We start from the raw sequence: 26,427 nt of genomic DNA, 5'->3' as shown, positions 1-26,427 counted from the left end.
TGATTCGATGTGTTTGCGGGAAAAAAATCGGCCCAGATCCGCGAAATTTTAATCAGCGAGTCAGCTTGGGAAGAAATGACCTGCTTATTCGCACCTTCCCTAATAAGCAACTCTTCCATCCACTGATGTCCTTTGTCACGCCCCGCAGCTTCATGCCAGGAAAGATAACAGGTACGGCTATTCAGCTTGAGCGGCAGTGGCAATATTTGCAGATTTAACGGGTCGGAAAACTCTTCTGCCAGCCAACGCGGCGCAATAGCGACCAACTGAGTCTGTGAGACAACGTTTAATACGCTAACCATTGCCATCCCCTGATAAGCCACGCTGGCCTGTTTATCCACGGAGTCATACCACGGCAGGCTAAAGGAAGCATATCTGTCGAGTGCTACAACGGCGTGCTGTTCACTATAAACATCACTTTCTCGTAGCGGAGAATTCAGCCGTGGGTGTTTTTTACTGGCAACTAAAACCATTTCATCCTTAAACAGCGGCACGCAGGAGAATTCAGGTCGACGGAATTCTTCATATCCCAGAACAAACTCCGTCTCCTGATAGCGTAACTGATGTTCTGTGTTTTGATTTAAGGATGACTTAAAAACAAGGTTGATATTCGGCGCAATTTCTTCAACCTTATTATAAATAATCGAGGTTAAATAATTATCTAATGGGCTACAGACACAAAGATGGAATACTCGCTCACTGCTTAAGGGTTCAAAGCCGGACCCCGGCAACTCATTTTGAACCAGCTGTAATGCCTGCCGGATAGAACCGAATAACTGGAATGCGCGCGCCGTGGGTTGGATCCCGCGCCCATAACGAACAAATAATTCGTCTTTAAACATGACCTTAAGTCTGGCAACGGCATTACTCACGGCAGGTTGTGACATCCCCAGCGCTTGTGCCGCGCGGGTAATATTCTGTTCCTGCATGACAGCATCAAACACCGTCAGAAGATTAAGATCCACCGTGCGTAATTGCGGTTTAATCCCATCAGAAGTTTGAGGTTGTTTAATATTGTTTTCTGGCACTTCAGACTCCACTGTCACGCTACACTCCCTTTGCCAAGGTACGATAATAATCCCGGAAAATATGATTTATCATGCAAATACGATTAGCAAAAGAGAATTATTTAAAATTCGGAATATATAAAGATGATGCAAAGACTAAAAAAACAAAAGATCGCAAAAATGATACACTTAACTTTATGCCAGGAATGAAACCATAAACCAAACCAATATACAATCACCATAAAGTTAATGATGACTTAAGTATTATTAAACTGTTAACGCCATTCATCTACAGTTGGTTAACAACCTGTTATCTCCATTGGCATTTCAACGGCATCAAAAACATTCACCAAACCCATAACTTAATGATATTAAAATAATTTAAGCATAATGCATTCACTGCGACGTGTTTTACTCAATTTATACCAATTATATTTATTTGTTTCTGCAATCTGTTTTTCAAGTCCAAAATTAGACAATTAGTCGGGTCATGAAAGTAAAATCCAGCACAATTAGCTAATGCAGGCATCTTGCCTGTTACGCCCTTCAGGTCCGTTTTTATCGTCAGGGGTTGACATGAAAGGCCGTATCCAGTACCACTAAAAGCATATTGAATTTAACGGAGCACGATTCATGATTCGCACCATTCGTTTCACCGGTCTACTACTACTAAACGCATCCACTGTGCGCGGTAGACTGGCGGGCGAAATTCAGCGTTGAATCGTCACCAGTAAGACTAAAAACCCGCGCCACTGCGCGGGTTTTTTTATGCTCGTAGCAAGGCGCCCTAAGACTGACAAGGACCTAACCCATGAGCCAGCAAGTCATTATTTTCGATACCACATTACGTGACGGTGAACAGGCGTTGCAGGCAAGCCTGAGTGTAAAAGAGAAACTGCAGATCGCGTTGGCTCTCGAACGTATGGGCGTCGACGTGATGGAGGTAGGTTTCCCTGTCTCGTCTCCGGGTGATTTCGAATCCGTCCAGACCATTGCGCGTACCATTAAAAACAGCCGCGTATGTGGTCTGGCGCGCTGCGTAGAGAAAGATATCGACGTCGCGGCTGAGTCACTGAAAGTTGCCGAAGCCTTCCGCATTCATACCTTTATTGCTACTTCACCGATGCATATCGCAACCAAATTGCGCAGCACCCTGGATGAAGTGATTGAACGCGCGGTGTACATGGTGAAGCGCGCACGCAACTACACCGATGACGTTGAATTCTCCTGTGAGGATGCAGGCCGTACGCCGATTGAAGACCTGGCGCGTGTGGTTGAAGCCGCAATCAACGCCGGTGCCAAAACCATCAACATCCCGGACACCGTCGGTTACACCATGCCTTTTGAGTTCTCCAACATCATCACTGGCCTGTATGAGCGCGTACCGAATATTGATAAAGCTATTATCTCTGTTCATACCCATGATGATTTGGGTCTGGCCGTTGGCAATGCTATAGCCGCGGTACACGCTGGCGCACGTCAGGTTGAAGGCGCGATGAACGGTATCGGTGAACGTGCGGGTAACTGTTCGCTGGAAGAAGTGATCATGGCGATTAAAGTGCGCAAAGACATTATGGACGTACACACCCGCATCAATCACAACGAAATCTGGCGCACCAGCCAGACTGTCAGTCAGATTTGCAACATGCCTATTCCGGCCAACAAAGCGATCGTCGGCACTGGCGCCTTCGCACACTCCTCCGGTATTCACCAGGATGGCGTGCTGAAGAACCGTGAAAACTACGAAATCATGACTCCGGAATCGATCGGTCTGAACCAGGTGCAGTTGAACCTGACTTCGCGTTCCGGACGTGCCGCAGTAAAACACCGTATGGAAGAGATGGGTTATCAGGACAGCGATTACAACATGGATCAGTTGTACGACGCGTTCCTGAAACTGGCCGACAAAAAAGGTCAGGTGTTCGACTATGACCTGGAAGCGCTGGCCTTTATTAACAAGCAGCAGGAAGAACCAGAGCACTTCCGTCTGGATTACTTCAACGTGCAGTCAGGCTCCAGCGATATCGCAACCGCCTCGGTCAAACTGGCCTGTGGTGATGAAATTAAAGCGGAAGCCGCGAACGGCAATGGTCCTGTCGATGCCATCTATCAGGCGATTAACCGTGTTACTGAATACGACGTTGAGCTGGTGAAATATGACCTGACGGCAAAAGGTCATGGCAAAGATGCGCTGGGCCAGGTCGACATTGTTGTCACTCACAATGGCCGCCGTTTCCATGGTGTAGGTCTGGCAACCGATATTGTTGAATCCTCCGCGAAAGCGATGGTGCATGTTCTGAACAACATCTGGCGCGCCGCTGAAGTCGAAAAAGAGTTGCAACGCAAAGCTCAGAATAAAGAGAACAAAAAGGAAACCGTGTAATGTCGAAGAATTACCATATTGCTGTGTTGCCGGGTGACGGTATTGGCCCGGAAGTGATGGCACAGGCGCTGAAAGTACTGGAAGCCGTTCGTTCGCGTTTTGCGATGAAAATCACCACCAGCCACTACGATGTAGGCGGCATTGCGATTGATAATCACGGGACGCCGTTGCCAAAAGCGACCGTCGAAGGCTGCGAAAATGCCGATGCCGTGCTGTTTGGTTCAGTCGGTGGTCCAAAATGGGAACACCTGCCACCGGCAGAGCAGCCAGAACGTGGCGCACTGCTGCCGCTGCGTAAGCATTTCAAGCTGTTCAGCAACCTGCGTCCGGCGAAGCTGTATCAGGGTCTGGAAGAGTTCTGCCCGCTTCGTGCCGATATTGCGGCTAACGGTTTCGACATTCTTTGCGTGCGTGAGCTGACCGGCGGCATCTATTTTGGTCAGCCAAAAGGCCGCGAAGGCAGTGGCCAGCATGAAAAAGCGTTTGATACCGAGGTGTATCACCGTTTTGAAATCGAACGTATCGCCCACATCGCTTTTGAGTCTGCGCGCAAACGCCGCCATAAAGTGACCTCCATTGATAAAGCGAACGTGCTGCAGTCATCCATTCTGTGGCGTGAGATCGTCGGTGAAGTCGCTAAGCAGTACCCGGACGTCGCGCTGTCGCATATGTACATCGACAACGCGACCATGCAGCTCATTAAAGATCCGTCCCAGTTTGACGTGCTGCTGTGCTCCAACCTGTTCGGCGATATCCTCTCTGACGAATGCGCAATGATCACCGGCTCCATGGGCATGCTGCCATCCGCAAGCCTGAATGAAGAAGGCTTTGGCCTGTACGAACCGGCGGGCGGTTCCGCACCGGATATTGCTGGCAAAAACATTGCTAACCCGATTGCGCAGATCCTCTCCCTGGCCCTGCTGCTGCGCTACAGCCTGGATGCAGGCGATGCAGCGACCGCAATTGAAAACGCCATTAACCGGGCGTTAGAAGAAGGCGTCCGTACCGGTGATTTAGCACGCGGCACGGCGGCAGTCAGTACCGATGAAATGGGCGACATCATTGCCCGCTATGTCGCTGAAGGGGTGTAATCATGGCAAAGACCTTATATGAAAAGCTGTTTGATGCGCACGTTGTTTACGAAGCACCAAACGAAACCCCGCTGCTGTACATCGACCGTCATCTGGTGCACGAAGTGACCTCTCCTCAGGCATTCGATGGGCTGCGCGCGCACAAGCGCCCGGTGCGTCAGCCGGGTAAAACCTTCGCGACCATGGATCACAACGTCTCCACCCAGACCAAAGACATCAACGCGTCAGGTGAGATGGCACGTATCCAGATGCAGGAATTGATTAAGAACTGCAACGAGTTTGGCGTTGAACTGTACGATCTGAACCACCCGTACCAGGGCATCGTCCACGTAATGGGCCCTGAGCAAGGGATTACCCTGCCGGGGATGACCATCGTCTGCGGTGACTCCCATACCGCGACCCACGGCGCGTTCGGCGCACTGGCCTTCGGTATTGGTACCTCTGAAGTTGAACACGTGCTGGCCACGCAGACCCTGAAACAGGGTCGTGCCAAAACCATGAAGATTGAAGTGAAGGGTAAAGCCGCTCCGGGTATCACGGCAAAAGACATCGTGCTGGCGATTATTGGCAAAACCGGCAGTGCAGGCGGCACCGGTCACGTAGTGGAATTCTGCGGCGAGGCCATCCAGGCGCTGAGCATGGAAGGCCGTATGACCCTGTGCAACATGGCCATTGAGATGGGTGCAAAAGCCGGTCTGGTTGCGCCAGACGAAACCACCTTCAGCTATGTCAAAGGTCGTCTGCATGCCCCGAAAGGGGATGATTTTGACGAAGCCGTCGCGTACTGGAAAACCCTGAAAACTGACGACGGGGCAACCTTTGATACGGTTGTCACGCTGCAGGCAGAGGAGATTGCGCCTCAGGTGACCTGGGGAACCAACCCGGGCCAGGTGATTTCTGTCAACGACGCCATTCCCGATCCGGCCACTTTCGCTGACCCGGTCGAGCGCGCCAGTGCGGAAAAAGCGCTGGCTTACATGGGGCTGAAACCTGGCGTTCCGTTGACCGACGTAACCATTGATAAAGTATTTATTGGCTCCTGCACCAACTCCCGTATCGAAGACTTGCGCGCTGCCGCCGAGATTGCCAAAGGTCGTAAAGTGGCACCAGGCGTACAGGCACTGGTGGTTCCGGGTTCCGGCCCGGTAAAAGCCCAGGCCGAAGCCGAAGGTCTGGATAAGATCTTTATCGAAGCAGGTTTCGAGTGGCGCCTGCCGGGTTGCTCCATGTGTCTGGCCATGAACAATGACCGCCTGAATCCAGGCGAGCGCTGTGCCTCCACCAGCAACCGTAACTTTGAAGGCCGTCAGGGCCGCGGTGGGCGTACCCATCTGGTCAGCCCGGCAATGGCCGCCGCTGCGGCAGTCACCGGCCATTTCGCCGACATTCGCAGCCTGAAATAGGGAGACAATCATGGCAGAGAAATTTACCCAACATACGGGCCTGGTTGTCCCTCTGGACGCCGCTAACGTCGATACCGACGCGATCATTCCTAAGCAGTTTTTGCAGAAGGTCACCCGCACTGGATTTGGCGCCCATCTGTTTAACGACTGGCGTTTCCTGGATGACAAAGGCGAAGTCCCTAACCCGGAATTCGTTCTGAACTTCCCGGAATATAAAGGCGCATCGATCCTGCTGGCGCGGGAAAACTTTGGCTGCGGATCATCACGTGAGCACGCTCCGTGGGCTCTGACCGACTACGGGTTTAAAGTGGTTATCGCCCCAAGTTTCGCGGATATCTTTTACGGCAACAGTTTCAACAACCAGCTTTTGCCGGTCACACTGAAGGACGAGCAGGTCGACGAGTTATTCGCTCTGGTTCAGGCAAATCCAGGTATTTCGTTTGAGGTGGATCTGGAAGCAGAAGTCGTGAAAGCCGGTGATAAGACCTACAGCTTCAGCATTGATGCGTTCCGTCGTCACTGCATGCTGAACGGTCTCGACAGCATTGGTTTAACACTCCAGCACGAAGCGGCAATTGCAACTTACGAACACAAACAGCCTGCGTTTATGAAGTAAACCTCTGGCCTGCAGTTTATTCTGCAGGCCTCGCTTTATTCCCTTACCCACCACTCCTGACACGCCGTTCTCGAAAAAATATCCGCTAATGACATTATATTTAATGTCAATTTAATAATGCCTGCGCAAGATACTCTAAAAGTTGGCTTACAGCGGAAATCTAAATGGAAAAGCAAAATAGCAATGAGTCTCACCTCCGTTCTCAAGAAATACATAAATGCACATTGGTTAGCGTGGTAATAAATATATTACTCACTGGTTTTCAAATCGTTGCAGGACTATTTTCCGGCTCGCAAGGGTTAATTGCTGATGGGATTCATTCTCTTTCCGATTTATCTTCTGATTTTGTCGTTCTGATTGCGAACAAGAAAAGCCAGAAAGCCTCAGATATCGATCATCATTACGGTCACCTTCGCTTCGAAAACGGAGCAAAGCTCATTATTGGTGCTATTTTGCTGCTTGTGGGCATTGGAATGCTCTGGTCGGCGGGCAATAAACTGCTCAACCCTGAGACGCATCAGACAGTGAAAGGAGCCGCGCTATGGGTAGCGATACTGGCTTTAGTGGTTAAGGAAAGTCTGTTCAGATACATGCTTGCAACGGGAAAACGCATCCAGTCCTCACTACTGATAGCTAATGCCTGGCATGCCCGTTCTGACGCGGCTTCATCCGTGGTTGTCGCCATTGGTATAGCCGGGAATTTAATGGGCTTTCACTCTATGGACCTGGTTGCCGCCCTGATTGTCGGGATGTTCATCGCTCATATGGGATACAAATTCTCTGCTGACGCCCTGCACGACCTGATGGATCGTTCGCTTGAACCTGACCTTGAGCACGACATCAAAACGTGTTTGCTCGAAACCGAAGGTGTCGCCGGGATCCATGACTTAAAAACCCGCAAGATGGGCGACTTAGCCCTTGTCGATGTTCATCTTGAAGTCGACGGAGAATTAAGCGTAAAAGAAGGACATGAAATTGCCGTGAAGGCCAGAAACAACGTGATGCAAAAATTTAATGTGCTTAATGTTATGACGCATATTGATCCGGCACACTAAAATAGTGTGGATGATTTCGGTGTGATGCATTTTATTTATCGTTAAGGTTTCGTTAATTAATCTGCGTCACACTCCATCGCATCAGCTCTCTCATCATTGAGGTAAAAAGCGATGAATCCAACAATACGCGATACGCTTCCCCATAAAGAAACCCCTTTTCTTCGCATACTGCACATTCTTGTTGCAGTACTGGTGCTGGCCCAGATTATTAATTCCAACTTTACTGAAAGCGAAGCACTTGGTGAATCGGGTCTGAACGCGATTGTCACCTGGGTTCATGTTATTTCAGGCTTTGGTTTAATTTTTTGCGGTATTGCCATGATGGCATGGATGTTAACCCAGCGCGGATTTAAGTATTACTTCGCGTGGCTGGCACTGGACTTCAGCGGAATCGTTGATGATATCCGCACTCTCATGCAACGTCAGCTTCCTGATGCTCACGCTGGCGGTATGGCGGCAACGGTGCAAGGCTTAGGTGTACTGGCTCTGCTCGGCGTTGCACTCTGCGGAGCGGTATGGTTCGTGCTGAACGCCACGCTCGGACCGGTTTCATCCGTCACGGAATCCGTCTTAGATTTGCATAAATTCCTGACGGTCTTTATTGAGACCTACTTCTGGGCACACGGATTTATGGGTCTCGTGCATATGTACCTGACTTTACGCGCACAGCGTAAATATCAGTATTCGGAATAGAAAGGTTTGCAGAGCCCGGAGACCCGGGCTCCGCTCATTCATCCGATCACACGTCTTTTACGCGGCAGGTCAGCCCAAGCGTAACCAACGAAATCGCCGCAATCATCCAGTAGACCGACGCATGTCCATAGCTTTGCGACAGCGCCCCCTGAATCACCCCCGCCAGAATCACCCCGGTGGAAATACTGTTGGTAAAAAGCGTGGTCGCCGAGCCCGCACGGCCAGGCATTAAATCCTGGAACCAGAGCATGCCTATTCCGGCGATAATTCCAATAAACACAGCGTTAAATAGCTGCAGCGCCAGCAGTGCCTCCCGCGAGTGGAAGAAGATCAGCCCCACGTAGAACATCACCCCGGCAGCCACCGCAATGACCATCATCCTGCGTTTACCAAAACGCTTCACGTAATACCCGGCCAGAATCATCGCCGGAATTTCCAGCCCGGCCGCGGTTCCCATTAAGATCCCCGCGAGCTTATCCGGCAGCCCCAGGGAGCTGCTGATCCACAGCGGCATGTCGATGATATACATCGTGTTGCAGGTCCACATCAGCGTGGAGGCGATAAATAGCATGCGGACATTTTTGTCCTGCCAGCCGCTCACCTGAGTAATGGGTTTGTCCGTTGTCTGCTCGACGCGCGCCACAGACGGCAGCGCGAAAGCAATCAACACCAGGCTTATCGCAAAAATGCCTGCCGCAATGGAGAACATGGCGGTAAAGCCGTAATTCAATGCCAGCATGAAGGCCAGAGGCGGGCCAATAACCCATGCCAGGGAAAGCTGAGCACGCATCACCGAACTGAACATCACCACTTCCCGCGCGGAATTGTCAGCATACTCACGCGCCAGTGCGAACAGCTGCGGCATGGCGGTATTGGCCAGTGACGCCAGCAGCACGCCGCAGGTGATGAGCGTCAGATAATGACGATTAAAGGCAAAGAGTAACGCATTGCCAACGGCCATCGCACAGCAAAAGAGGATCAGTTTACGGCGATCGCCCTGGCTATCCGATCGTTTCGCCAGCCCCAGGCTGACCAGAATCCCGGCAATGGCGTTGACGGTATAAAACAGGCCAACCCAGAACGGCTGCGCCCCTACCTCCCGGCTGAGAAACAGACTCAGCGTCGGCGCCTGTAGCGCCCCCGCAACGCCCATCATAAAGGACACCAGCATAAAAGCGGCGTAGACGCCATTCAGGCGTCGCCCCATTGTCATCAACCAGAGCATGCGCAAATCCTTGTGAAAGCGAATCGAAATTGGGTGAAAGAATAAACGAAAAAAGCCAGCAAAAACATTTTGCTGGCGGGTGATAAGCACCAATACTCAGTCACACATGATCGAGGCGAGTCAGCGAGAAGAGGTCGCTTTCGTAACGTCCCACTGCATCAGGTCTTCCAGAATTTTCAGCCGTTGCTCTGCACACTGGCGGGCCAGCCAGGACGTTCCTTTTGTCGCTGAAAAATAGTGCTGATAAAACTGACGTGCGGTAGACCTCTTCATAATTTACCTCCTCACTTCATCGGGAACTATTATTGGCTTAATATAGGGATTAATAAATTGCTGATTATTTGTCAGGAGTTCCTCTTTTATGCCTTCCGGTCGACTGCAACAACAATTTATCCGCCTCTGGCAGTGCTGTGAGGGGCAATCGAAGGAGACCACGCTGAACGAGCTGGCTGACCTGCTCAGCTGTTCTCGCCGTCATATGCGTACCCTGCTTAACACCATGCAACAGCAAGGCTGGTTGAGCTGGGAAGCAGAGGCGGGTCGCGGCAAACGCTCGCGTCTGACCTTTCTCTATACCGGGTTAGCGCTACAGCAGCAGCGTGCAGAAGATTTGCTGGAGCAGGATCGCATCGATCAGCTGGTGCAGCTGGTCGGCGACAAAGCGGCCGTACGCCAGATGCTGGTTTCACATCTCGGGCGCAGTTTTCGTCAGGGCCGACACATCCTGCGGGTGCTCTACTATCGGCCAATGAAAAATCTGTTACCCGGCACGGCGTTGCGTCGCTCTGAAACCCATATGGCCCGACAAATATTCAGCGGCCTGACGCGCATAAATGAGGAAAATGGGGAACTGGAAGCAGATATTGCGCACCACTGGCAGCAACTTTCCCCGCTTCACTGGCGCTTTTTTTTACGCCCTGGCATTCACTTTCACCACGGCCGCGAGCTGGAGATGAGCGACGTCATTGACTCTCTTCAGCGCGCGCGCGCACTTCCTCTGTATGCCCATGTCTCGCGGATCCATTCCCCGACAGCATGGACCGTTGACATCGAACTGTCCGAGCCAGACCAGTGGTTGCCGTGGCTAATGGGCTATGTTCCGTCGATGATCCTGCCGCGCGAATGGGCATCTCTGCCTCATTTTGCCAGCCAGCCCGTAGGGACAGGCCCTTACGCAGTGACGCGCAATACCAGCAACCAGCTTAAAATTCGCGCCTTTGACGACTACTTTGGCTATCGCGCGCTGATCGATGAAGTCAACGTCTGGGTTCTGCCTGACATCAGCGAAGAGTTGAGCTGCGGCTTAACGCTGGAAGGGCCAACCGAGGGGGAAAAAGCGGTTGAAAGCCGTCTTGAAGAGGGCTGCTATTATCTGCTGTTTGACGCTCGCAGCCATCGTGGCGCCAGTCGCGAGGTGCGCAGGTGGGTTAGCCACATTCTCTCTCCGGCTAACCTTATCTATCAGGCGGAAGAGCAATACCAGACATACTGGTTCCCGGCATACGGCCTGCTCCCTCGCTGGCATCACGCCCGACCGGTTCACGGTGAAAAGCCTGCCGGGCTGGAGTCGATCACGTTGACCTATTACCGTGATCATGTGGAACACCGCTTTATCGCCCGGATCATGAGCAAACTGCTGGCTGCTGAAGGCGTCCATCTCGACATTCAGGAGGTCGATTATGATGAATGGCACCGCGGAGATATCGTCAGTGATATCTGGCTGAACAGCGCCAATTTCACCCTACCGCTCGATTTCTCGCTGTTCTCTCACCTGTATGAAGTGCCGCTGATCCAGCACTGCATCGAACGCGACTGGCAGCAGGATGCCGCCCGGTGGCGAGCAGGTGAGATGAACCTGGCCTCGTGGTGTCAGCAACTGCTCGCGCAGCAGGCGATTGTGCCGCTGATCCATCACTGGCTGATGATTCAGGGTCAGCGCAGTATGCGCGGCCTGCGGATGAACACCTTAGGCTGGTTTGATTTTAAATCCGCCTGGTTTGCCCCGCCGGAGCCATAACGCTTTCGCAATATTCACCAAATCATTACAATAGCGCCGTTCTCAACGGGGTGCTGCATCACTGATGTGCGCTGAGATAATACCCGTCGAACCTGATCCGGATAACGCCGGCGAAGGGATTTGAGGCTGTTGCTCAAAATCCTTTGCCACTCAACCCTGAGGTGCAAAGTGTTAAAAAAAGTTCTTCCCCTGCTGGCGCTGTTCGCGCTGCCTGCTATTGCGAAGCCCGTTCTGACGGTCTACACCTACGACTCCTTCTCTGCTGACTGGGGCCCAGGCCCGGTGGTGAAAAAAGCCTTTGAAGCGGACTGTAACTGTGAATTGAAATTCGTGGCGCTGGAAGATGGCGTCTCACTGCTCAACCGCCTGCGTATGGAAGGGAAAAACAGTAAAGCCGATGTGGTGCTGGGGCTGGATAACAACCTGCTGGAGGCCGCCTCGCAGACCAAACTGTTTGCCAAAAGTGGCGTAGCTGCAGATGCCGTCAACGTTCCGGGCGGCTGGAAAAATGACACTTTCGTTCCGTTCGACTACGGCTACTTTGCCTTTGTTTACGACAAAAACAAGCTGAAGAACCCGCCGAAAAGCCTGAAGGAGCTGGTGGAAGGCGATCAGAAATGGCGCGTCATTTATGAAGACCCTCGCACCAGCACTCCAGGTCTGGGTCTGCTGCTGTGGATGCAGAAAGTCTATGGGGATAAAGCGCCTGAAGCATGGCAGAAACTGGCAGCCAAAACCGTCACCGTGACTAAAGGCTGGAGTGAAGCCTACGGTCTGTTCCTGAAAGGGGAAAGCGACCTGGTACTGAGTTACACCACCTCCCCGGCCTACCACATCATCGCTGAGAAGAAAGACAACTATGCCGCGGCCAATTTCGCTGAAGGCCATTACCTGCAGGTGGAAGTGGCTGCGCGTACCGCGGCCAGCAAGCAGCCAGAACTTGCCGAGAAGTTCCTGAAATTTATGGTTTCACCGGCATTCCAGAATGCCATTCCGGCGGGTAACTGGATGTATCCCGTGACCAACGTAGCGCTGCCAGCAGGTTTCGAACAGCTGACCAAACCGCAAACGTCTCTGGAGTTTACGCCGCAACAGGTCGCTTCGCAGCGTGCAGCATGGGTAAGTGAATGGCAACGCGCCGTCAGCCGCTAATTCCCGGCTGGTTAATTCCTGGGCTGCTCGCCGCCATGCTGATGGTGGCGGTCAGCCTGGGCGCTTTTCTTGCATTGTGGTTGAACGCGCCAGAGAGTGACCTGCTCTCCCTCTGGCACGACAGCTATCTCTGGCACGTTATCCGCTTTTCTTTCTGGCAGGCGTTTCTCTCTGCCCTGCTGTCGGTGATCCCCGCCATTTTCCTTGCTCGTGCACTTTATCGCAGGCGTTTCCCCGGCAGGCAGGCGCTGCTGCGCCTGTGCGCCATGACGCTGATCCTGCCCGTGCTGGTCGCCGTGTTTGGCATCCTGAGCGTTTATGGTCGTCAGGGCTGGCTGGCTTCACTGTTCGGCCTGCTCGGTCTGGAGTGGCATTTCTCGCCATACGGGCTTCAGGGCATCCTGCTGGCGCACGTCTTTTTCAACATGCCGATGGCGACACGGCTCTTTTTACAGGCGCTGGAAAATATCCCCGGCGAGCAGCGCCAGCTTGCGGCACAGCTGGGCATGCGTGGCTGGTCTTTCTTCCGCTTTGTTGAGTGGCCGTGGCTGCGCCGCCAAATCCCGCCAGTTGCCGCACTGATCTTCATGCTCTGCTTTGCCAGCTTTGCTACCGTGCTTTCACTGGGTGGTGGACCGCAGGCAACAACCATTGAGCTGGCAATCTATCAGGCACTGAGTTACGACTACGATCCTGGTCGGGCTGCGCTGCTGGCGATAGTTCAGATGGTGTGCTGTCTTGTACTGGTGCTGCTGAGCCAGCGTCTGAGTAAAGCCATTCCGCCGGGCAGTAACCAGATAACAGGCTGGCGCGATCCCCAGGATAGCCTGCGTAGCCGTATCACCGATATTTCGCTTATTACGCTGGCGCTGCTGCTGATGCTGCCGCCGCTGATGGCCGTTATCATCGATGGCCTGAACCTCAATCTCCTGTCCGTGTTGCAGCAGTCTGTGCTCTGGCAAGCGACCTGGACTTCACTGCGCATTGCGCTGGCCGCCGGGTTGCTGTGCGTCATACTGACCATGATGCTGCTGTGGAGCAGTCGCGAGCTTTATGCCTGCCATGCCCGTAAAGCCGGACAGGCGCTGGAGCTAACGGGTATGCTGATCCTGGCCATGCCAGGCATTGTACTGGCGACGGGATTCTTTTTACTTTTCAACAGTACCGTGGGTCTGCCGGAAAGTGCCGACGGCATTGTGATATTTACCAATGCCCTGATGGCGATCCCTTATGCTCTGAAGGTACTGGAAAACCCGATGCGCGACGTTAATAGCCGCTACGCTCTGCTGTGTCAGTCACTTGGCATTCAGGGCTGGCAACGGCTGAGAGTGGTCGAACTGCGGGCACTAAAACGCCCGCTGGCACAGGCGCTGGCTTTCGCCTGCGTGCTCTCAATCGGTGATTTTGGCGTGGTCGCGCTCTTCGGCAATGAAGATTTCCGCACGCTGCCATATTGGCTGTACCAGCAGATCGGCTCTTACCGTAGCCAGGATGGCGCCGTCACGGCACTCTTGCTGCTGCTACTCTGCTTTGCCTTATTTACCGTTATCGAAAAACTTCCGGGGCGTGATGTTAAAACTGATTGATGTAACCTGGCTCTACCAGCACCTGCCAATGCGCTTCACGCTTTCTGCCCGCCAGGGAGAGATGATTGCGGTTCTGGGCCCAAGTGGAGCAGGAAAAAGTACGTTGCTCAATCTGATAGCCGGGTTTCTGCAACCGGCAAGCGGGTCAATAATGATTGAAAACCACGATCATACCCGCACGCCACCCGCCCGGCGTCCGGTGTCGATGCTGTTTCAGGAAAATAATCTTTTCACCCATCTTACCGTACGGCAGAACATCGCCCTGGGGATGGATCCGGGGTTAAAACTGAACGATACACAACGCCAGAAGCTGGAGCTTATTGCCGGGCAGATGGGGATCACCGGGTTTATCGACCGTCTGCCAGGGGAGCTTTCCGGCGGTCAACGCCAGCGTGTCGCGCTGGCGCGTTGTCTGGTACGCGAGCAGCCTGTTCTGCTGCTGGACGAGCCGTTCTCTGCACTCGACCCGGCGCTGCGCCAGGAGATGCTGGCTCTGGTACAGGAGGTCTGCCAGCGTCAGAAGCTCACCATGTTGATGGTATCGCACAGCATTGAGGATGCCGCGAGGATTGCTCCGCGATCGGTGGTGATCGCGGAGGGTCGCATTTTATGGGATGGCGAAACGGAAGCACTGGTAAGTGGAAAAGCGAGCGCATCACAGCTTCTGGGTATTGGTTAACGGCTGACAACCTTCAATAAAATCTCGCCATACACCGGCATCAGCGGGTGGCGGATCAACGCCACCAGCGCCACTACGGCTATGCCGAGCGTCAACGGCGCAAGCCACAAAAGGCGCGAGCGAGGCAGGTAGCGCGTCAGACGATCAATATTCGCTTTCGCGCTGCGCCACAGCCGCCAGCACAGCCATGCGGCGATCCACAGCAGCAGAGCGGTCGCCAGCAACAGCCACTTAAACTCACCGCTTTGCATACCATCAGGAATATCAATAGCCGCCCCCGCGAGGATCCCCGGCAGGAAGTAAAACGGCGGCCAGAAGACACAGCCGATAATATTCGGCACAACAAATTTTGTGACCGGAAGATCCAGCATCCCGGCGACCATGGGCACCAGCGGACGCGTCGGCCCGACAAAGCGTCCCACCAGGATGGTAAACATGCTGTGCTGGTGCAGCGCATGCTCGGTTTTATCCAGCAAGGCTTTGTTCTTTTTCATGAACGACCAGCGGTGCAGCGGCTTCTTAAAGCGCCAGCCCAGCCAGAAGGAGATCCAGTCGCCCAGCAGGCAGCCGATAATCCCGGCCAGCCACGCCTGCCAGAAGTTGACCTCGCCGCTGCCAATCAGCGCGCCAAGCCCGGCCATCATCACGGTGCCGGGCAGAATTAACCCGACCAGCGCCAGCGATTCCAGAAACGCCACCAGCGCAACGGCGATGAGCGAGTACATAACGGACTGGGTAATAAAGTGTTCCAGCAAAGCCTGCATAACTATTCCGGTCAGAAAACGAATCAGCGATTCTGCTTAGCGCACCGCACCGCGTCAAGGCATCAATTGTCTGAATAGTTTACAGGTTGCTTCCACAGTTCACCTGTTTGTTTATCTTTTTTTACCGTTTATTCACAACCCGCGCGGAATTCACTGGGGCTGGCACCCGTGCATTTTTTGAAAACACGAGAGAAATAAAGTTGATCCTCAAAGCCCACGTTACGCCCCACGGTGGCAATCGGCATTCGGGTGGTGCTGAGTAACAGCTTCGCCTGACTGATACGCTGGTCCTCACGCCAGCTCAGCACGCTGACGCCAAGCTGCTGGCGAAAAAGATGCGACAGCCGCGACGGAGACAGACAGACGTGCTGAGCAACGCTGGCGATATCAAACTGACTATCTGCCAGATGGTCACTGATGTACTGGCAGGCGTCGCGCACGCGGTTATCCAGTGGAGGATTAAGCGATTCGTTAATGGCCTCCATACGCCGCAGCAGCAGTTGTTCAAGCAGGTTAATTGCCAGCAGTTCGGCATAACGTCCTCCTGCCTGCCCCGCCTCAATGATCTGGGCAAAAAGCTCGCGAAACTGAGCCAGATGGACATCATCCGGTCGATAAAAACCGGTATGCGCAAAAATCGCCGGCCAGGAAAGCCACTCCTGCCAGTAGGCGCGCGGACGGAAGTAGACCCACTGGTGATACCACTCTTTTGCATCCGGGTGACGTCCGTAGTGGTGGATCTCCCCCGGCGGGAACAACAGAATATCGCCGGGGCGGCAGACAAACTGCTGGTCACCGTTCTTGATGATCCCCTCCCCGCGCACGGTCAGGTTGAGGATATACCCTTTCATCCCGAGCGGGCGGTCAACATAAAAGTCGAGGTATCCCTCAGCCTCGATAGGGGTCAGTCCCGCCACAAGGTGCGCGTTAAACGAGTATCCCGGCAGCAAAGGATCGTTTTGCGTTTCGGCCATAGATTCAGTTCTCCCAAGGGTCCTGAAGGAAACCAATTGTCCATATCGTAAAAAGCAGGTTAAAAATGGCCCGCGAAAAGATCCAAAAAGCATCACGCCTCTTTTACGTCCGCCATGTTTCAGCCTTTCCCCCTGATTTATCCGCCAGGTCAGGCAAATAAGCAGTAACAAAAGTGTCTATAAGTGCGGCAGAAATGTCCACATTGAATATTTGCACGGCGTCACACTTTCCATCGCAACAGCAATTTAGTCCATAAGATTAGCGAATCCTGCCTGACGATTTTCGCCCCCAGTCTCTAATGTTCTTCCATACCTGTTTTTTTGATGGAGCAACACCATGGCAATTGCGATTGGCCTCGATTTTGGCAGCGACTCGGTTCGCGCGCTGGCAGTGGACTGTACGTCCGGCCAGGAGATAGCAACCAGCGTTGAGTGGTACCCGCGCTGGCAAGAGGGGCGCTACTGCGATGCGCCAAATAACCAGTTCCGTCACCACCCGCGTGACTACATCGAGTCAATGGAAGCGGCAATCAAAACCGTCCTCGCTGAACTGACTGATGCTCAGCGGGCAGAGATTGTAGGGATTGGCGTCGACAGTACCGGTTCTACACCAGCCCCTGTGGATGCGGAAGGCCGCGTGCTGGCGCTGCGCCCTGAGTTTGCCGACAACCCGAACGCCATGTTCGTGCTGTGGAAAGACCATACCGCCGTGGAAGAGGCCGAAGCCATCACCCGCCTGTGCCATCAAACGGGTAAAACAGACTACTCGCGCTATATCGGCGGGATTTACTCCAGCGAATGGTTCTGGGCCAAGATCCTGCACGTTACCCGCGAAGACGCATCGGTTGCCCAGGCGGCCGTCTCCTGGATTGAACTGTGCGACTGGGTTCCCGCTCTGCTCTCCGGCACCACCCGCCCGCAGGATATCCGTCGTGGTCGCTGCAGCGCCGGGCATAAATCTCTGTGGCACGAAAGCTGGGGCGGCCTGCCTCCGGCTGCGTTCTTCGATGAACTCGACCCGATCATCAACAAGAGCCTGACATATCCGCTGTTTACCGACACCTTCACCGCAGATATTCCCGTCGGCACGCTCTGCGAAGAGTGGGCGAAGCGTCTTGGGCTTCCGCAGAATGTGGCCATCTCCGGCGGCGCGTTTGACTGCCATATGGGCGCAGTCGGCGCAGGTGCACAACCCAATACGCTGGTGAAAGTGATCGGCACCTCGACCTGCGACATTCTGACGGCCGATAAATCCACCGTTGGCAACCGCGCGGTAAAAGGTATCTGCGGCCAGGTTGACGGTAGCGTGGTGCCGGACTTTATCGGCCTTGAAGCCGGTCAGTCTGCGTTTGGTGATATCTACGCCTGGTTTGGCCGCGTGCTGGGCTGGCCGCTGGATCAGCTGGCGGCGGCACATTCTGAACTGAAAACCCAGATAGCCGAGAGCAAAAAACAGCTCCTGCCACAGCTCACTGACGCCTGGGCAAAAAATCCGTCTCTCGATCATCTCCCGGTGGTGCTGGACTGGTTCAACGGCCGCCGTACGCCGTTTGCTAACCAGCGCCTGAAAGGGGTGATTACCGATCTCAACCTGGCAACCGACGCACCTGCGCTGTTTGGCGGTTTGATTGCCGCCACCGCGTTTGGCGCACGAGCCATTATGGAGTGCTTCACCGAACAGGGCATCGACGTGAACAACGTGATGGCGCTGGGCGGTATCGCCCGTAAAAACCCGGTGATCATGCAGGCCTGCTGCGACGTGCTGAACCGTCCGCTGCAGATTGTGGCCTCCGATCAGTGCTGCGCGCTGGGCGCGGCAATTTTCGCCGCCGTCGCCGCGGGTGTTCACGCGGATATTCCGACGGCTCAGCAGCATATGGCGAGCGCCGTCGAAAACACCCTGCAGCCGCGCGCTTCACAGGCGCAGCGCTTTGAACAGCTTTATCAGCGCTACCAGCAATGGGCAAAAAGCGCCGAACTCCACTATCTCCCTGTCGCCGCCCCGGCCAAAAGCACCGCGGACACTACGGCAACCCTGACCCATTAAGGACACGACGATGACCATTTTTAATAATTATGAAGTGTGGTTTGTGATTGGCAGCCAGCATCTGTACGGGCCGGAAGCACTGAAACAGGTGACGAAACACGCGGAGCACGTCGTTAACGCGCTGAATGCAGAAGCTAAACTGCCGTGCAAACTGGTGCTGAAACCGCTGGGCACCACGCCGGACGAAATCACTCACATTTGCCGGGACGCCAACTACGACGATAAATGCGCCGGGATGGTGGTGTGGCTGCACACCTTCTCGCCCGCCAAAATGTGGATCAATGGCCTGACGATCCTCAATAAACCGCTGCTGCAGTTCCATACCCAGTTCAACGCCTCCCTGCCGTGGGACAGCATCGACATGGACTTTATGAACCTGAACCAGACCGCGCACGGCGGCCGTGAGTTTGGCTTCATCGGCGCGCGTATGCGTCAGCAGCACGCCGTCGTGACTGGCCACTGGCAGGATCAGCACGCGCAAAAACGTATCGGCTCATGGATGCGTCAGGCGGTATCGAAACAGGATACCCGCCACCTGAAAGTGGTGCGTTTTGGCGACAACATGCGTGAAGTCGCTGTGACCGACGGCGACAAAGTGGCCGCGCAGATCAAGTTCGGTTTCTCCGTGAATACCTGGGCCGTGGGCGACCTGGTCCAGGTGGTGAATGAAATCAGCGATAGCGACGTGAGCGCGCTGGTGGATGAGTACGAAAGCAGCTATCGCCTGACGCCTGCGGCACAGATCAACGGCGACAAGCGCCAGAACGTGCTGGACGCGGCGCGTATTGAGCTGGGCATGAAGCGTTTCCTGGAACAGGGCGGCTTCCACGCTTTCACCACCACGTTTGAAGATCTCCACGGTCTGAAACAACTGCCAGGCCTGGCAGTGCAACGTCTGATGCAGCAGGGCTACGGCTTTGCGGGCGAAGGCGACTGGAAAACTGCCGCTCTGCTTCGCATCATGAAAGTGATGTCAACCGGTCTGCAGGGCGGCACCTCCTTTATGGAGGATTACACCTACCACTTCGAGAACGGCAACGACCTGGTGCTCGGCTCGCACATGCTGGAAGTGTGCCCTTCTATCGCCGTCGAAGAGAAACCGATCCTCGACGTGCAATACCTTGGTATCGGCGGCAAAGCCGATCCGGCGCGTCTGATCTTCAACACGCGTACTGGCCCGGCTATCAACGCCAGCCTGATCGATCTGGGCGATCGTTTCCGCCTGCTGGTCAACTGCGTCGACGCGGTTGAAACGCCGCACTCCCTGCCTAAACTGCCGGTTGCCAACGCCCTGTGGAAAGCACAGCCTGACCTGCCAACCGCGTCAGAGGCCTGGATCCTGGCCGGCGGTGCGCACCACACGGTCTTCAGCCACGCACTGGATCTCAATGACATGCGTCAGTTTGCCGAACTGCACGATATCGAGCTGACCGTGATTGATAACGATACCCGCCTGCCAGCCTTCAAAGACGCGCTGCGCTGGAACGAAGTCTATTACGGTTCAAAACGTTAACAGGGGAATCTTTGGCCTGCCGCAGGGCGGGCCTCTTTTCCTGGAGGATTACATGCTAGAAGAACTCAAACGTCAGGTACTCGAAGCCAACCTGGCGCTGCCGAAACACAATCTCGTCACCCTGACCTGGGGTAACGTTAGCGCCGTTGATCGGGAAAAAGGCGTGTTTGTGATCAAGCCTTCCGGCGTCGATTACAGCGTAATGACGGCGGAAGATATGGTCGTGGTCAGTATCGCCACGGGCGAAGTAGTGGAAGGAACGAAAAAGCCCTCCTCTGATACGCCAACTCACCGTCTGCTGTACCAGTCATTCCCGACGGTCGGCGGCATTGTCCACACCCATTCACGCCATGCGACCATCTGGGCGCAGGCTGGCCAGTCCATCCCGGCCACTGGCACCACGCACGCGGACTACTTTTACGGCACCATTCCCTGTACCCGTTTAATGACCGATGCAGAGATCAACGGTGAATATGAGTGGGAAACCGGCAACGTGATTGTCGAAACCTTTGAAAAGCAGGGAATCGACGCGGCTCAGATGCCGGGGGTTCTGGTGCACTCCCACGGCCCGTTTGCCTGGGGGAAAAACGCGGAAGATGCAGTGCATAACGCAATAGTACTCGAAGAAATTGCCTATATGGGGATCTTCTGTCGCCAGCTGGCGCCGCAGTTACCGGATATGCAGCAAACCCTGCTGGATAAACATTATCTGCGCAAGCACGGTGCGAAAGCCTATTACGGGCAATAAACTGTATATATACCCAGCATAAACTATTCAACCAGGCTATAATCATGCCTGGTTTTGTTTTATGGGATAACGGCGTGGCGCAGGCGCAAGAAGGCTTTTTACTGACCCGACACTGGCGGGATACCCCTCAAGGTACTGAGGTTGCATTCTGGCTGGCAACGGACAACGGCCCGCTGAATGTTACGCTGCCGCCACAGGAATCCGTGGCCTTTATTCCTGAGGCACACGTCGAAAAAGCGAAGCAGTTGCTGCGCGGCGAAAATAACTGGCGCATCACGCCGCTTGAACTGAAGGATTTTCACCGTCAGCCGGTTTACGGACTTTACTGTCGCGCCCACCGGCAATTAATGCGCTATGAAAAACTGCTGCGTGAAGCAGGTGTCACGCTTTATGAAGCGGATATCCGTCCGCCGGAGCGTTTTCTGATGGAGCGGTTTATTACCGCACCGGTTTGGGTCGATGGCACCGAGCAAAACGGCCGAATTGTCGATGCACGCCTGAAGCCCAACCCGCACTATCGCCCGCCGCTGAAATGGGTGTCGCTGGATATCGAAACCACCCGCCACGGGGAACTGTACTGCATTGGTCTGGAAGGCTGCGGCGATCGGGTTGTCTATATGCTCGGACCGCCGAATGGCGATGCCTCCGCGCTGGATTTCCGGCTGGAGTATGTCAACAGCCGTCCTCATCTGCTGGAAAAACTGAATCAGTGGTTTGCCGAGTACGACCCCGATGTGCTGATTGGCTGGAACGTGGTGCAGTTTGACCTGCGGGTGTTGCAAAAACACGCCGAGCGGTACCGAATTCCGCTGATGCTGGGACGTGGCAACACGGAAATAGAATGGCGCGAACATGGATTTAAAAACGGCGTATTCTTTGCCCAGGCTAACGGCCGCCTGATTATCGACGGCATTGAGGCACTGAAATCCGCTTTCTGGAACTTCTCTTCGTTCTCTCTGGAAGCCGTCGCGCAGGAGCTGCTTGGCGAAGGCAAATCTATCGACAACCCCTGGGACAGAATGGATGAAATAGACCGGCGCTTTAACGAAGATAAACCGGCGCTTGCCACCTATAACCTGAAAGACTGCGAGCTGGTCACGCAGATTTTCCACAAAACCGAGATTATGCCGTTCCTGCTGGAGCGTGCGACGGTAAACGGTCTCGCAGCCGATCGACACGGCGGCTCCGTGGCGGCCTTTAGTCATCTCTACTTCCCCCGCATGCACCGTGCGGGGTATGTCGCCCCGAATCTCGGAGAGGTACCACCGCAGCCCAGCCCCGGCGGTTATGTCATGGATTCCCGGCCAGGGTTGTATGACTCCGTGCTGGTGCTGGACTACAAAAGCCTCTACCCGTCGATAATCCGCACCTTCCTGATCGATCCCGTCGGGCTGGTTGAGGGCATGGCCCAACCGGATGATGAGCACAGCACCGAAGGCTTTCTCGGGGCTCGCTTCTCACGCGAAAAACACTGTCTGCCGGAGATCGTCGGAAGCATCTGGCACGGTCGCGACGAAGCCAAGCGCCACGGCAATAAGCCGCTCTCACAGGCGCTAAAAATCATCATGAATGCCTTTTATGGCGTGCTGGGTACCAGCGCCTGCCGTTTCTTCGACCCACGGCTGGCCTCCTCGATCACCATGCGCGGTCACGAGATCATGCGACAGACCAAAGCGCTGATTGAATCCAGGGGCTATGACGTCATCTACGGCGACACGGACTCCACCTTTGTGTGGCTTAAGGGTGCACATTCGGAAGACGATGCCGCGCAAATCGGCAAAGCGCTGGTTGCCTACGTAAACGACTGGTGGCGGGTGCATTTGCAAAAAGAGCGGTTAACCAGCGCGTTAGAACTGGAATATGAAACCCATTTTGCCCGCTTTTTAATGCCCACCATTCGCGGTACCGATCAGGGCAGCAAGAAGCGCTACGCCGGGCTGATTCAGGAAGGCGACGCGCAGAGGATGGTCTTTAAAGGGCTGGAAACGGTACGCACCGACTGGACTCCTCTGGCGCAACAGTTCCAGCAAACGCTCTATCTGCGAGTCTTTCGCAATGAGCCTTATCAGGATTACGTGCGCGAAACCATTGCCAGCCTGATGGCCGGCGAGCTGGACGATCAACTGGTATATCGCAAACGCCTGCGCCGCCCGCTGGCTGAATACCAGCGCAACGTACCGCCACACGTGCGCGCCGCCCGTCTGGCGGATGAAGAGAATGTGCGACGGGGTCGCTCGCCGCAGTATCAAAACCGGGGGACAATCAAATATGTCTGGACCACCAGCGGCCCGGAACCTGTTGATTATCAACAGTCGCCACTCGATTACGATCACTACCTGACGCGCCAGCTCCAGCCCGTTGCAGAGGGAATTTTACCCTTCATCGACGATGATTTTGCTACACTAGTGACAGGGCAACTTGGCCTATTTTGACACGTGACGAAATGGCTGCCATCCAGTACCATAGCGCCCTTTCCATTCCCGGACCCATTTTTCGATGACCGTCTTTTTTGACGGGGTCGAACTATTGCCTGCAATTAAAGATTAGAGCCGAACAACTATGCCTTTTACACTTGGTCAACGCTGGATCAGCGATACAGAAAGCGAACTCGGATTAGGAACTGTCGTTGCCGTCGATGCGCGCATGGTTACCCTCCTCTTCCCTGCCACTGGTGAAAACCGCCTGTACGCTCGCAATGACTCCCCTGTGACCCGCGTGATGTTTAATCCGGGTGACACCGTGACCAGCCATGACGGCTGGCAGCTCAAGGTTGAAGACGTAAAAGAAGAGAATGGACTGCTCGCCTACATTGGCACTCGCCTGGACACTGACGAGACCAATGTCATCCTGCGTGAAGTGCTGCTCGACAGCAAACTGGTTTTCAGTAAGCCGCAGGACCGCCTGTTTGCCGGGCAAATCGACCGCATGGATCGTTTCTCTCTGCGCTATCGCGCCCGTAAGTTCCAGAGTGAACAGTACCGTATGCCGTGGAGCGGCCTGCGTGGTCAACGCACCAGCCTGATCCCTCACCAGTTGAATATCGCCCATGACGTCGGCCGTCGTCATGCACCTCGCGTACTGCTGGCAGACGAAGTGGGTCTGGGTAAGACTATTGAAGCCGGTATGATCCTGCATCAACAGCTGCTTTCTGGCGCAGCCGAGCGCGTGCTGATTGTGGTTCCTGAAACCCTGCAGCACCAGTGGCTGGTCGAAATGCTGCGCCGCTTTAACCTGCGCTTCTCGCTGTTTGACGACGAACGCTACGCAGAAGCCCAGCACGATGCGGACAACCCGTTTGAAACCGAACAGCTGGTGATTTGCTCGCTGGACTTCGTGCGCCGCAGCAAGCAGCGTCTTGAACACCTGTGCGATGCCGAATGGGATCTGATGGTCGTCGATGAAGCGCATCATCTGGTCTGGAGCGAAGATGCGCCGAGCCGCGAATATATGGCGATCGAACAGCTTGCCGAACGTGTACCTGGCGTCCTGCTGCTGACCGCAACGCCGGAACAGCTGGGGCTGGAAAGCCACTTTGCACGTCTTCGCCTGCTCGATCCAAACCGTTTCCATGATTTTGAGCAGTTTGTTGAAGAGCAGAAAAACTACCGCCCGGTTGCCGACGCTGTCGCCCTTTTACTGGCGGGCAAGCGTCTGTCCAATGACGAACTCAATACCCTGAGCGATCTGATTGGCGAGCAGGATATTGAACCGCTGCTGCAGGCAGCCAACAGCGAAGGTGACAACGCGGAATCAGCACGTAAAGAACTGATCGATATGCTGATGGACCGTCACGGCACCAGCCGTGTTCTGTTCCGTAACACCCGTAACGGCGTGAAAGGTTTCCCGAAACGCGAACTGCACACCATCAAACTGCCACTGCCAACGCAGTACCAGACGGCGATTAAAGTGTCCGGCATCATGGGGGCGCGTAAAACCGCCGAAGAACGTGCGCGTGACATGCTCTACCCGGAACAAATTTACCAGGAATTCGAAGGTGATACCGGCACCTGGTGGAACTTTGACCCACGCGTAGAGTGGCTGATGGGCTACCTGACCGCACACCGTTCTCAGAAAGTGCTGGTGATCTGCGCGAAAGCTGCCACTGCACTGCAGCTGGAGCAGGTTCTGCGTGAGCGTGAAGGTATTCGTGCAGCCGTGTTCCACGAAGGCATGTCTATTGTTGAACGTGACCGTGCGGCAGCCTGGTTTGGTGAAGAAGACAGCGGCGCACAAGTTCTGCTGTGTTCTGAGATCGGCTCTGAAGGTCGTAACTTCCAGTTCGCCAGCAATCTCGTGATGTTCGATCTGCCGTTTAACCCGGATCTGCTGGAGCAGCGTATCGGTCGTCTGGATCGTATCGGTCAGGCGCACGATATTCAGATCCACGTTCCGTATCTGGAAAAAACCGCTCAGTCCGTTCTGGTGCGCTGGTTCCATGAAGGTCTGGATGCATTCGAGCATACCTGCCCAACAGGCCGTACCATTTACGATCAGGTTCATAGCGACCTGATCGGTTACCTGGCAGCGCCAGAAACAACCGACGGTTTTGATGAGCTGATCAAATCTTGCCGCGAGAAGCACGACGCGCTGAAAACTCAGCTGGAGCAGGGACGTGACCGTCTGCTGGAGATCCACTCCAACGGTGGCGAAAAGGCACAAGCGCTGGCTGAAAGCATTGAAGAGCAGGATGACGACACCAGCCTGATCAGCTTCTCCATGAACCTGTTCGACATCGTCGGGATCAACCAGGACGATCGCGGTGAGAATATGATCGTCCTGACGCCGTCCGATCACATGCTGGTCCCTGATTTCCCGGGCCTGCCGGAAGATGGCTGCACCATCACCTTCGAGCGCGATGTGGCCCTCTCTCGCGAAGATGCCCAGTTCATTACCTGGGAGCACCCGCTGATCCGCAACGGTCTGGATCTGATCCTCTCTGGTGATACCGGCAGCAGCACCATCTCCCTGTTGAAAAACAAGGCGCTGCCGGTCGGTACCCTGCTGGTCGAGCTGATCTACGTTGTGGAAGCCCAGGCGCCGAAACAGCTGCAGCTCACCCGCTTCCTGCCGCCGACGCCAGTGCGTCTGCTGCTGGACAAAAACGGCACCAACCTGGCCGCACAGGTCGAGTTCGAGAGCTTCAACCGTCAGCTAAGCGCGGTAAACCGCCATACGGGCAGCAAGCTGGTCAACGCAGTTCAGCAGGACGTGCATGCCATTCTGCAACTGGGTGAAACCCAGGTTGAAAAAGCGGCCAGGGTGCTGATTGATGCCGCGCGCAGTGAAGCGGACGAGAAGTTATCTGCTGAACTTTCCCGTCTGGAAGCGCTGAAAGCGGTGAACCCGAACATCCGTGACGACGAGCTGGCGGCGATTGAAAGCAACCGCCAGCAGGTGCTGGAAAGCCTGGACCAGGCGAGCTGGCGTCTGGATGCCCTGCGTCTCATCGTTGTGACGCATCAGTAAACGGAGCG

The 26,427-nt window shown here is 54.6% G+C and carries 20 protein-coding genes, 1 pseudogene and 1 riboswitch; of the genes and pseudogenes, 16 read left to right on the top strand and 5 right to left on the bottom strand.

What is annotated here, in order from left to right; all coding sequences use genetic code 11:
- Nucleotides 1-101 precede the first annotated feature (101 nt).
- Nucleotides 102-1,046 (bottom strand): annotated as a pseudogene (gene leuO / locus ACLHV9_RS03695) (transcriptional regulator LeuO); the annotation flags it as partial.
- A gap of 594 nt (nt 1,047-1,640) precedes the next feature.
- Here leuO and leuL point away from each other — a divergent pair.
- The 7 genes from leuL (at nt 1,641) to ACLHV9_RS03660 (ending at nt 8,248) form a co-directional block, all read left to right on the top strand.
- Nucleotides 1,641-1,727 carry a leu operon leader peptide gene (gene leuL / locus ACLHV9_RS03690; RefSeq protein WP_071530973.1) on the top strand — a complete coding sequence of 29 codons (87 nt, stop codon included), beginning with the start codon at nt 1,641-1,643 and terminating at the stop codon, nt 1,725-1,727.
- Nucleotides 1,728-1,818: 91 nt separating this feature from the next.
- Nucleotides 1,819-3,390 (top strand): 2-isopropylmalate synthase, encoded by a 1,572-nt coding sequence (leuA, locus tag ACLHV9_RS03685; protein WP_108089561.1) that lies wholly within the window; start codon nt 1,819-1,821, stop codon nt 3,388-3,390.
- Nucleotides 3,390-4,481, top strand: a complete 1,092-nt coding sequence (gene leuB, locus ACLHV9_RS03680; RefSeq protein ID WP_028016671.1) for a 3-isopropylmalate dehydrogenase — start codon at nt 3,390-3,392, stop codon at nt 4,479-4,481. Before leuA ends, leuB begins: the two co-directional genes overlap by 1 nt.
- A gap of 2 nt (nt 4,482-4,483) precedes the next feature.
- On the top strand, nt 4,484-5,884 hold the full coding sequence (gene leuC, locus ACLHV9_RS03675) for a 3-isopropylmalate dehydratase large subunit (protein WP_108089559.1): 1,401 nt from the start codon (nt 4,484-4,486) through the stop codon (nt 5,882-5,884).
- A gap of 10 nt (nt 5,885-5,894) precedes the next feature.
- Entirely contained in the window at nt 5,895-6,500 is a 606-nt protein-coding gene (gene leuD / locus ACLHV9_RS03670; RefSeq protein ID WP_028016669.1) for a 3-isopropylmalate dehydratase small subunit, read from the top strand.
- A 164-nt stretch (nt 6,501-6,664) separates the two neighbouring features.
- Complete coding sequence (locus tag ACLHV9_RS03665) at nt 6,665-7,555, top strand: cation diffusion facilitator family transporter (RefSeq protein WP_028016668.1); 891 nt, start codon at nt 6,665-6,667, stop codon at nt 7,553-7,555.
- A gap of 111 nt (nt 7,556-7,666) precedes the next feature.
- The gene (locus ACLHV9_RS03660) at nt 7,667-8,248 is read left to right on the top strand and encodes a cytochrome b/b6 domain-containing protein (RefSeq protein ID WP_028016667.1); all 582 of its coding nucleotides are present in this window, start codon (nt 7,667-7,669) and stop codon (nt 8,246-8,248) included.
- 46 nt (nt 8,249-8,294) lie between these two features.
- On the opposite strand, the gene ACLHV9_RS03655 is transcribed toward ACLHV9_RS03660, so the two are convergent.
- Together ACLHV9_RS03655 and sgrT are read right to left on the bottom strand one after the other, a co-directional pair.
- The gene (locus ACLHV9_RS03655) at nt 8,295-9,473 is read right to left on the bottom strand and encodes a sugar efflux transporter (RefSeq protein WP_028016666.1); all 1,179 of its coding nucleotides are present in this window, start codon (nt 9,471-9,473) and stop codon (nt 8,295-8,297) included.
- A 120-nt stretch (nt 9,474-9,593) separates the two neighbouring features.
- Entirely contained in the window at nt 9,594-9,746 is a 153-nt protein-coding gene (gene sgrT / locus ACLHV9_RS03650) for a glucose uptake inhibitor SgrT (protein ID WP_032666766.1), read from the bottom strand.
- Between the two features lie 88 nt (nt 9,747-9,834).
- On the opposite strand from sgrT, the gene sgrR reads away from it, so the two are divergent.
- The 4 genes from sgrR to thiQ all read left to right on the top strand — a co-directional run bounded on the left by sgrR (nt 9,835) and on the right by thiQ (nt 14,907).
- The gene (gene sgrR / locus ACLHV9_RS03645; protein ID WP_049005259.1) at nt 9,835-11,490 is read left to right on the top strand and encodes an HTH-type transcriptional regulator SgrR; all 1,656 of its coding nucleotides are present in this window, start codon (nt 9,835-9,837) and stop codon (nt 11,488-11,490) included.
- 36 nt (nt 11,491-11,526) lie between these two features.
- A riboswitch (TPP riboswitch) is annotated at nt 11,527-11,627 on the top strand.
- Between the two features lie 31 nt (nt 11,628-11,658).
- Nucleotides 11,659-12,642 carry a thiamine ABC transporter substrate binding subunit gene (gene thiB / locus ACLHV9_RS03640; protein WP_108089558.1) on the top strand — a complete coding sequence of 328 codons (984 nt, stop codon included), beginning with the start codon at nt 11,659-11,661 and terminating at the stop codon, nt 12,640-12,642.
- Nucleotides 12,618-14,228 (top strand): thiamine/thiamine pyrophosphate ABC transporter permease ThiP, encoded by a 1,611-nt coding sequence (gene thiP / locus ACLHV9_RS03635; RefSeq protein ID WP_108089557.1) that lies wholly within the window; start codon nt 12,618-12,620, stop codon nt 14,226-14,228. The genes thiB and thiP overlap by 25 nt, the downstream gene beginning before the upstream one ends.
- Entirely contained in the window at nt 14,212-14,907 is a 696-nt protein-coding gene (gene thiQ, locus ACLHV9_RS03630) for a thiamine ABC transporter ATP-binding protein ThiQ (RefSeq protein ID WP_108089556.1), read from the top strand. The genes thiP and thiQ overlap by 17 nt, the downstream gene beginning before the upstream one ends.
- Here thiQ and ACLHV9_RS03625 read toward each other — a convergent pair.
- The gene (locus ACLHV9_RS03625) at nt 14,904-15,671 is read right to left on the bottom strand and encodes a DedA family protein (protein ID WP_028016661.1); all 768 of its coding nucleotides are present in this window, start codon (nt 15,669-15,671) and stop codon (nt 14,904-14,906) included. The two genes, thiQ and ACLHV9_RS03625, sit on opposite strands and share 4 nt — an antisense overlap.
- Nucleotides 15,672-15,799: 128 nt before the next feature.
- Nucleotides 15,800-16,645, bottom strand: coding sequence for an arabinose operon transcriptional regulator AraC (gene araC, locus ACLHV9_RS03620; protein ID WP_108089555.1), 846 nt, complete (start codon nt 16,643-16,645; stop codon nt 15,800-15,802).
- A 337-nt stretch (nt 16,646-16,982) separates the two neighbouring features.
- Between araC and araB the strand changes: the two genes are divergently transcribed.
- From araB to rapA, 5 genes are all read left to right on the top strand, one after another.
- Nucleotides 16,983-18,692, top strand: coding sequence for a ribulokinase (gene araB / locus ACLHV9_RS03615; RefSeq protein ID WP_407220176.1), 1,710 nt, complete (start codon nt 16,983-16,985; stop codon nt 18,690-18,692).
- A gap of 10 nt (nt 18,693-18,702) precedes the next feature.
- Nucleotides 18,703-20,205, top strand: coding sequence for an L-arabinose isomerase (araA, locus tag ACLHV9_RS03610; protein WP_108089553.1), 1,503 nt, complete (start codon nt 18,703-18,705; stop codon nt 20,203-20,205).
- Between the two features lie 52 nt (nt 20,206-20,257).
- Entirely contained in the window at nt 20,258-20,953 is a 696-nt protein-coding gene (araD, locus tag ACLHV9_RS03605) for an L-ribulose-5-phosphate 4-epimerase (protein WP_028016657.1), read from the top strand.
- 44 nt (nt 20,954-20,997) lie between these two features.
- Nucleotides 20,998-23,385 carry a DNA polymerase II gene (gene polB, locus ACLHV9_RS03600; RefSeq protein ID WP_108089552.1) on the top strand — a complete coding sequence of 796 codons (2,388 nt, stop codon included), beginning with the start codon at nt 20,998-21,000 and terminating at the stop codon, nt 23,383-23,385.
- Between the two features lie 127 nt (nt 23,386-23,512).
- Nucleotides 23,513-26,419, top strand: coding sequence for an RNA polymerase-associated protein RapA (gene rapA, locus ACLHV9_RS03595; protein ID WP_028016655.1), 2,907 nt, complete (start codon nt 23,513-23,515; stop codon nt 26,417-26,419).
- Nucleotides 26,420-26,427: the final 8 nt, after the last annotated feature.

The sequence above is a fragment of the Enterobacter sp. CPE_E890 genome (genome assembly GCF_046521475.1).
GTDB classification, from domain to species: domain Bacteria; phylum Pseudomonadota; class Gammaproteobacteria; order Enterobacterales; family Enterobacteriaceae; genus Enterobacter; species Enterobacter adelaidei.
Note: the sequence above shows the minus strand (reverse complement) of the source record. Positions and strands in the feature narration are given on the sequence as shown.

Coding starts and splice junctions, on each gene's coding strand:
- leuL (WP_071530973.1), top strand. CDS start 1,641: ATGATTCGCACCATTCGTTTCACCGGTCTACTACTACTAAACGCATCC.
- araD (WP_028016657.1), top strand. CDS start 20,258: ATGCTAGAAGAACTCAAACGTCAGGTACTCGAAGCCAACCTGGCGCTG.
- rapA (WP_028016655.1), top strand. CDS start 23,513: ATGCCTTTTACACTTGGTCAACGCTGGATCAGCGATACAGAAAGCGAA.
- araA (WP_108089553.1), top strand. CDS start 18,703: ATGACCATTTTTAATAATTATGAAGTGTGGTTTGTGATTGGCAGCCAG.
- polB (WP_108089552.1), top strand. CDS start 20,998: ATGCCTGGTTTTGTTTTATGGGATAACGGCGTGGCGCAGGCGCAAGAA.
- thiQ (WP_108089556.1), top strand. CDS start 14,212: ATGTTAAAACTGATTGATGTAACCTGGCTCTACCAGCACCTGCCAATG.
- ACLHV9_RS03665 (WP_028016668.1), top strand. CDS start 6,665: ATGGAAAAGCAAAATAGCAATGAGTCTCACCTCCGTTCTCAAGAAATA.
- araC (WP_108089555.1), bottom strand. CDS start 16,645: ATGGCCGAAACGCAAAACGATCCTTTGCTGCCGGGATACTCGTTTAAC.
- leuB (WP_028016671.1), top strand. CDS start 3,390: ATGTCGAAGAATTACCATATTGCTGTGTTGCCGGGTGACGGTATTGGC.
- sgrT (WP_032666766.1), bottom strand. CDS start 9,746: ATGAAGAGGTCTACCGCACGTCAGTTTTATCAGCACTATTTTTCAGCG.
- thiP (WP_108089557.1), top strand. CDS start 12,618: ATGGCAACGCGCCGTCAGCCGCTAATTCCCGGCTGGTTAATTCCTGGG.
- sgrR (WP_049005259.1), top strand. CDS start 9,835: ATGCCTTCCGGTCGACTGCAACAACAATTTATCCGCCTCTGGCAGTGC.
- ACLHV9_RS03625 (WP_028016661.1), bottom strand. CDS start 15,671: ATGCAGGCTTTGCTGGAACACTTTATTACCCAGTCCGTTATGTACTCG.
- leuC (WP_108089559.1), top strand. CDS start 4,484: ATGGCAAAGACCTTATATGAAAAGCTGTTTGATGCGCACGTTGTTTAC.
- ACLHV9_RS03655 (WP_028016666.1), bottom strand. CDS start 9,473: ATGCTCTGGTTGATGACAATGGGGCGACGCCTGAATGGCGTCTACGCC.
- araB (WP_407220176.1), top strand. CDS start 16,983: ATGGCAATTGCGATTGGCCTCGATTTTGGCAGCGACTCGGTTCGCGCG.
- ACLHV9_RS03660 (WP_028016667.1), top strand. CDS start 7,667: ATGAATCCAACAATACGCGATACGCTTCCCCATAAAGAAACCCCTTTT.
- leuD (WP_028016669.1), top strand. CDS start 5,895: ATGGCAGAGAAATTTACCCAACATACGGGCCTGGTTGTCCCTCTGGAC.
- leuA (WP_108089561.1), top strand. CDS start 1,819: ATGAGCCAGCAAGTCATTATTTTCGATACCACATTACGTGACGGTGAA.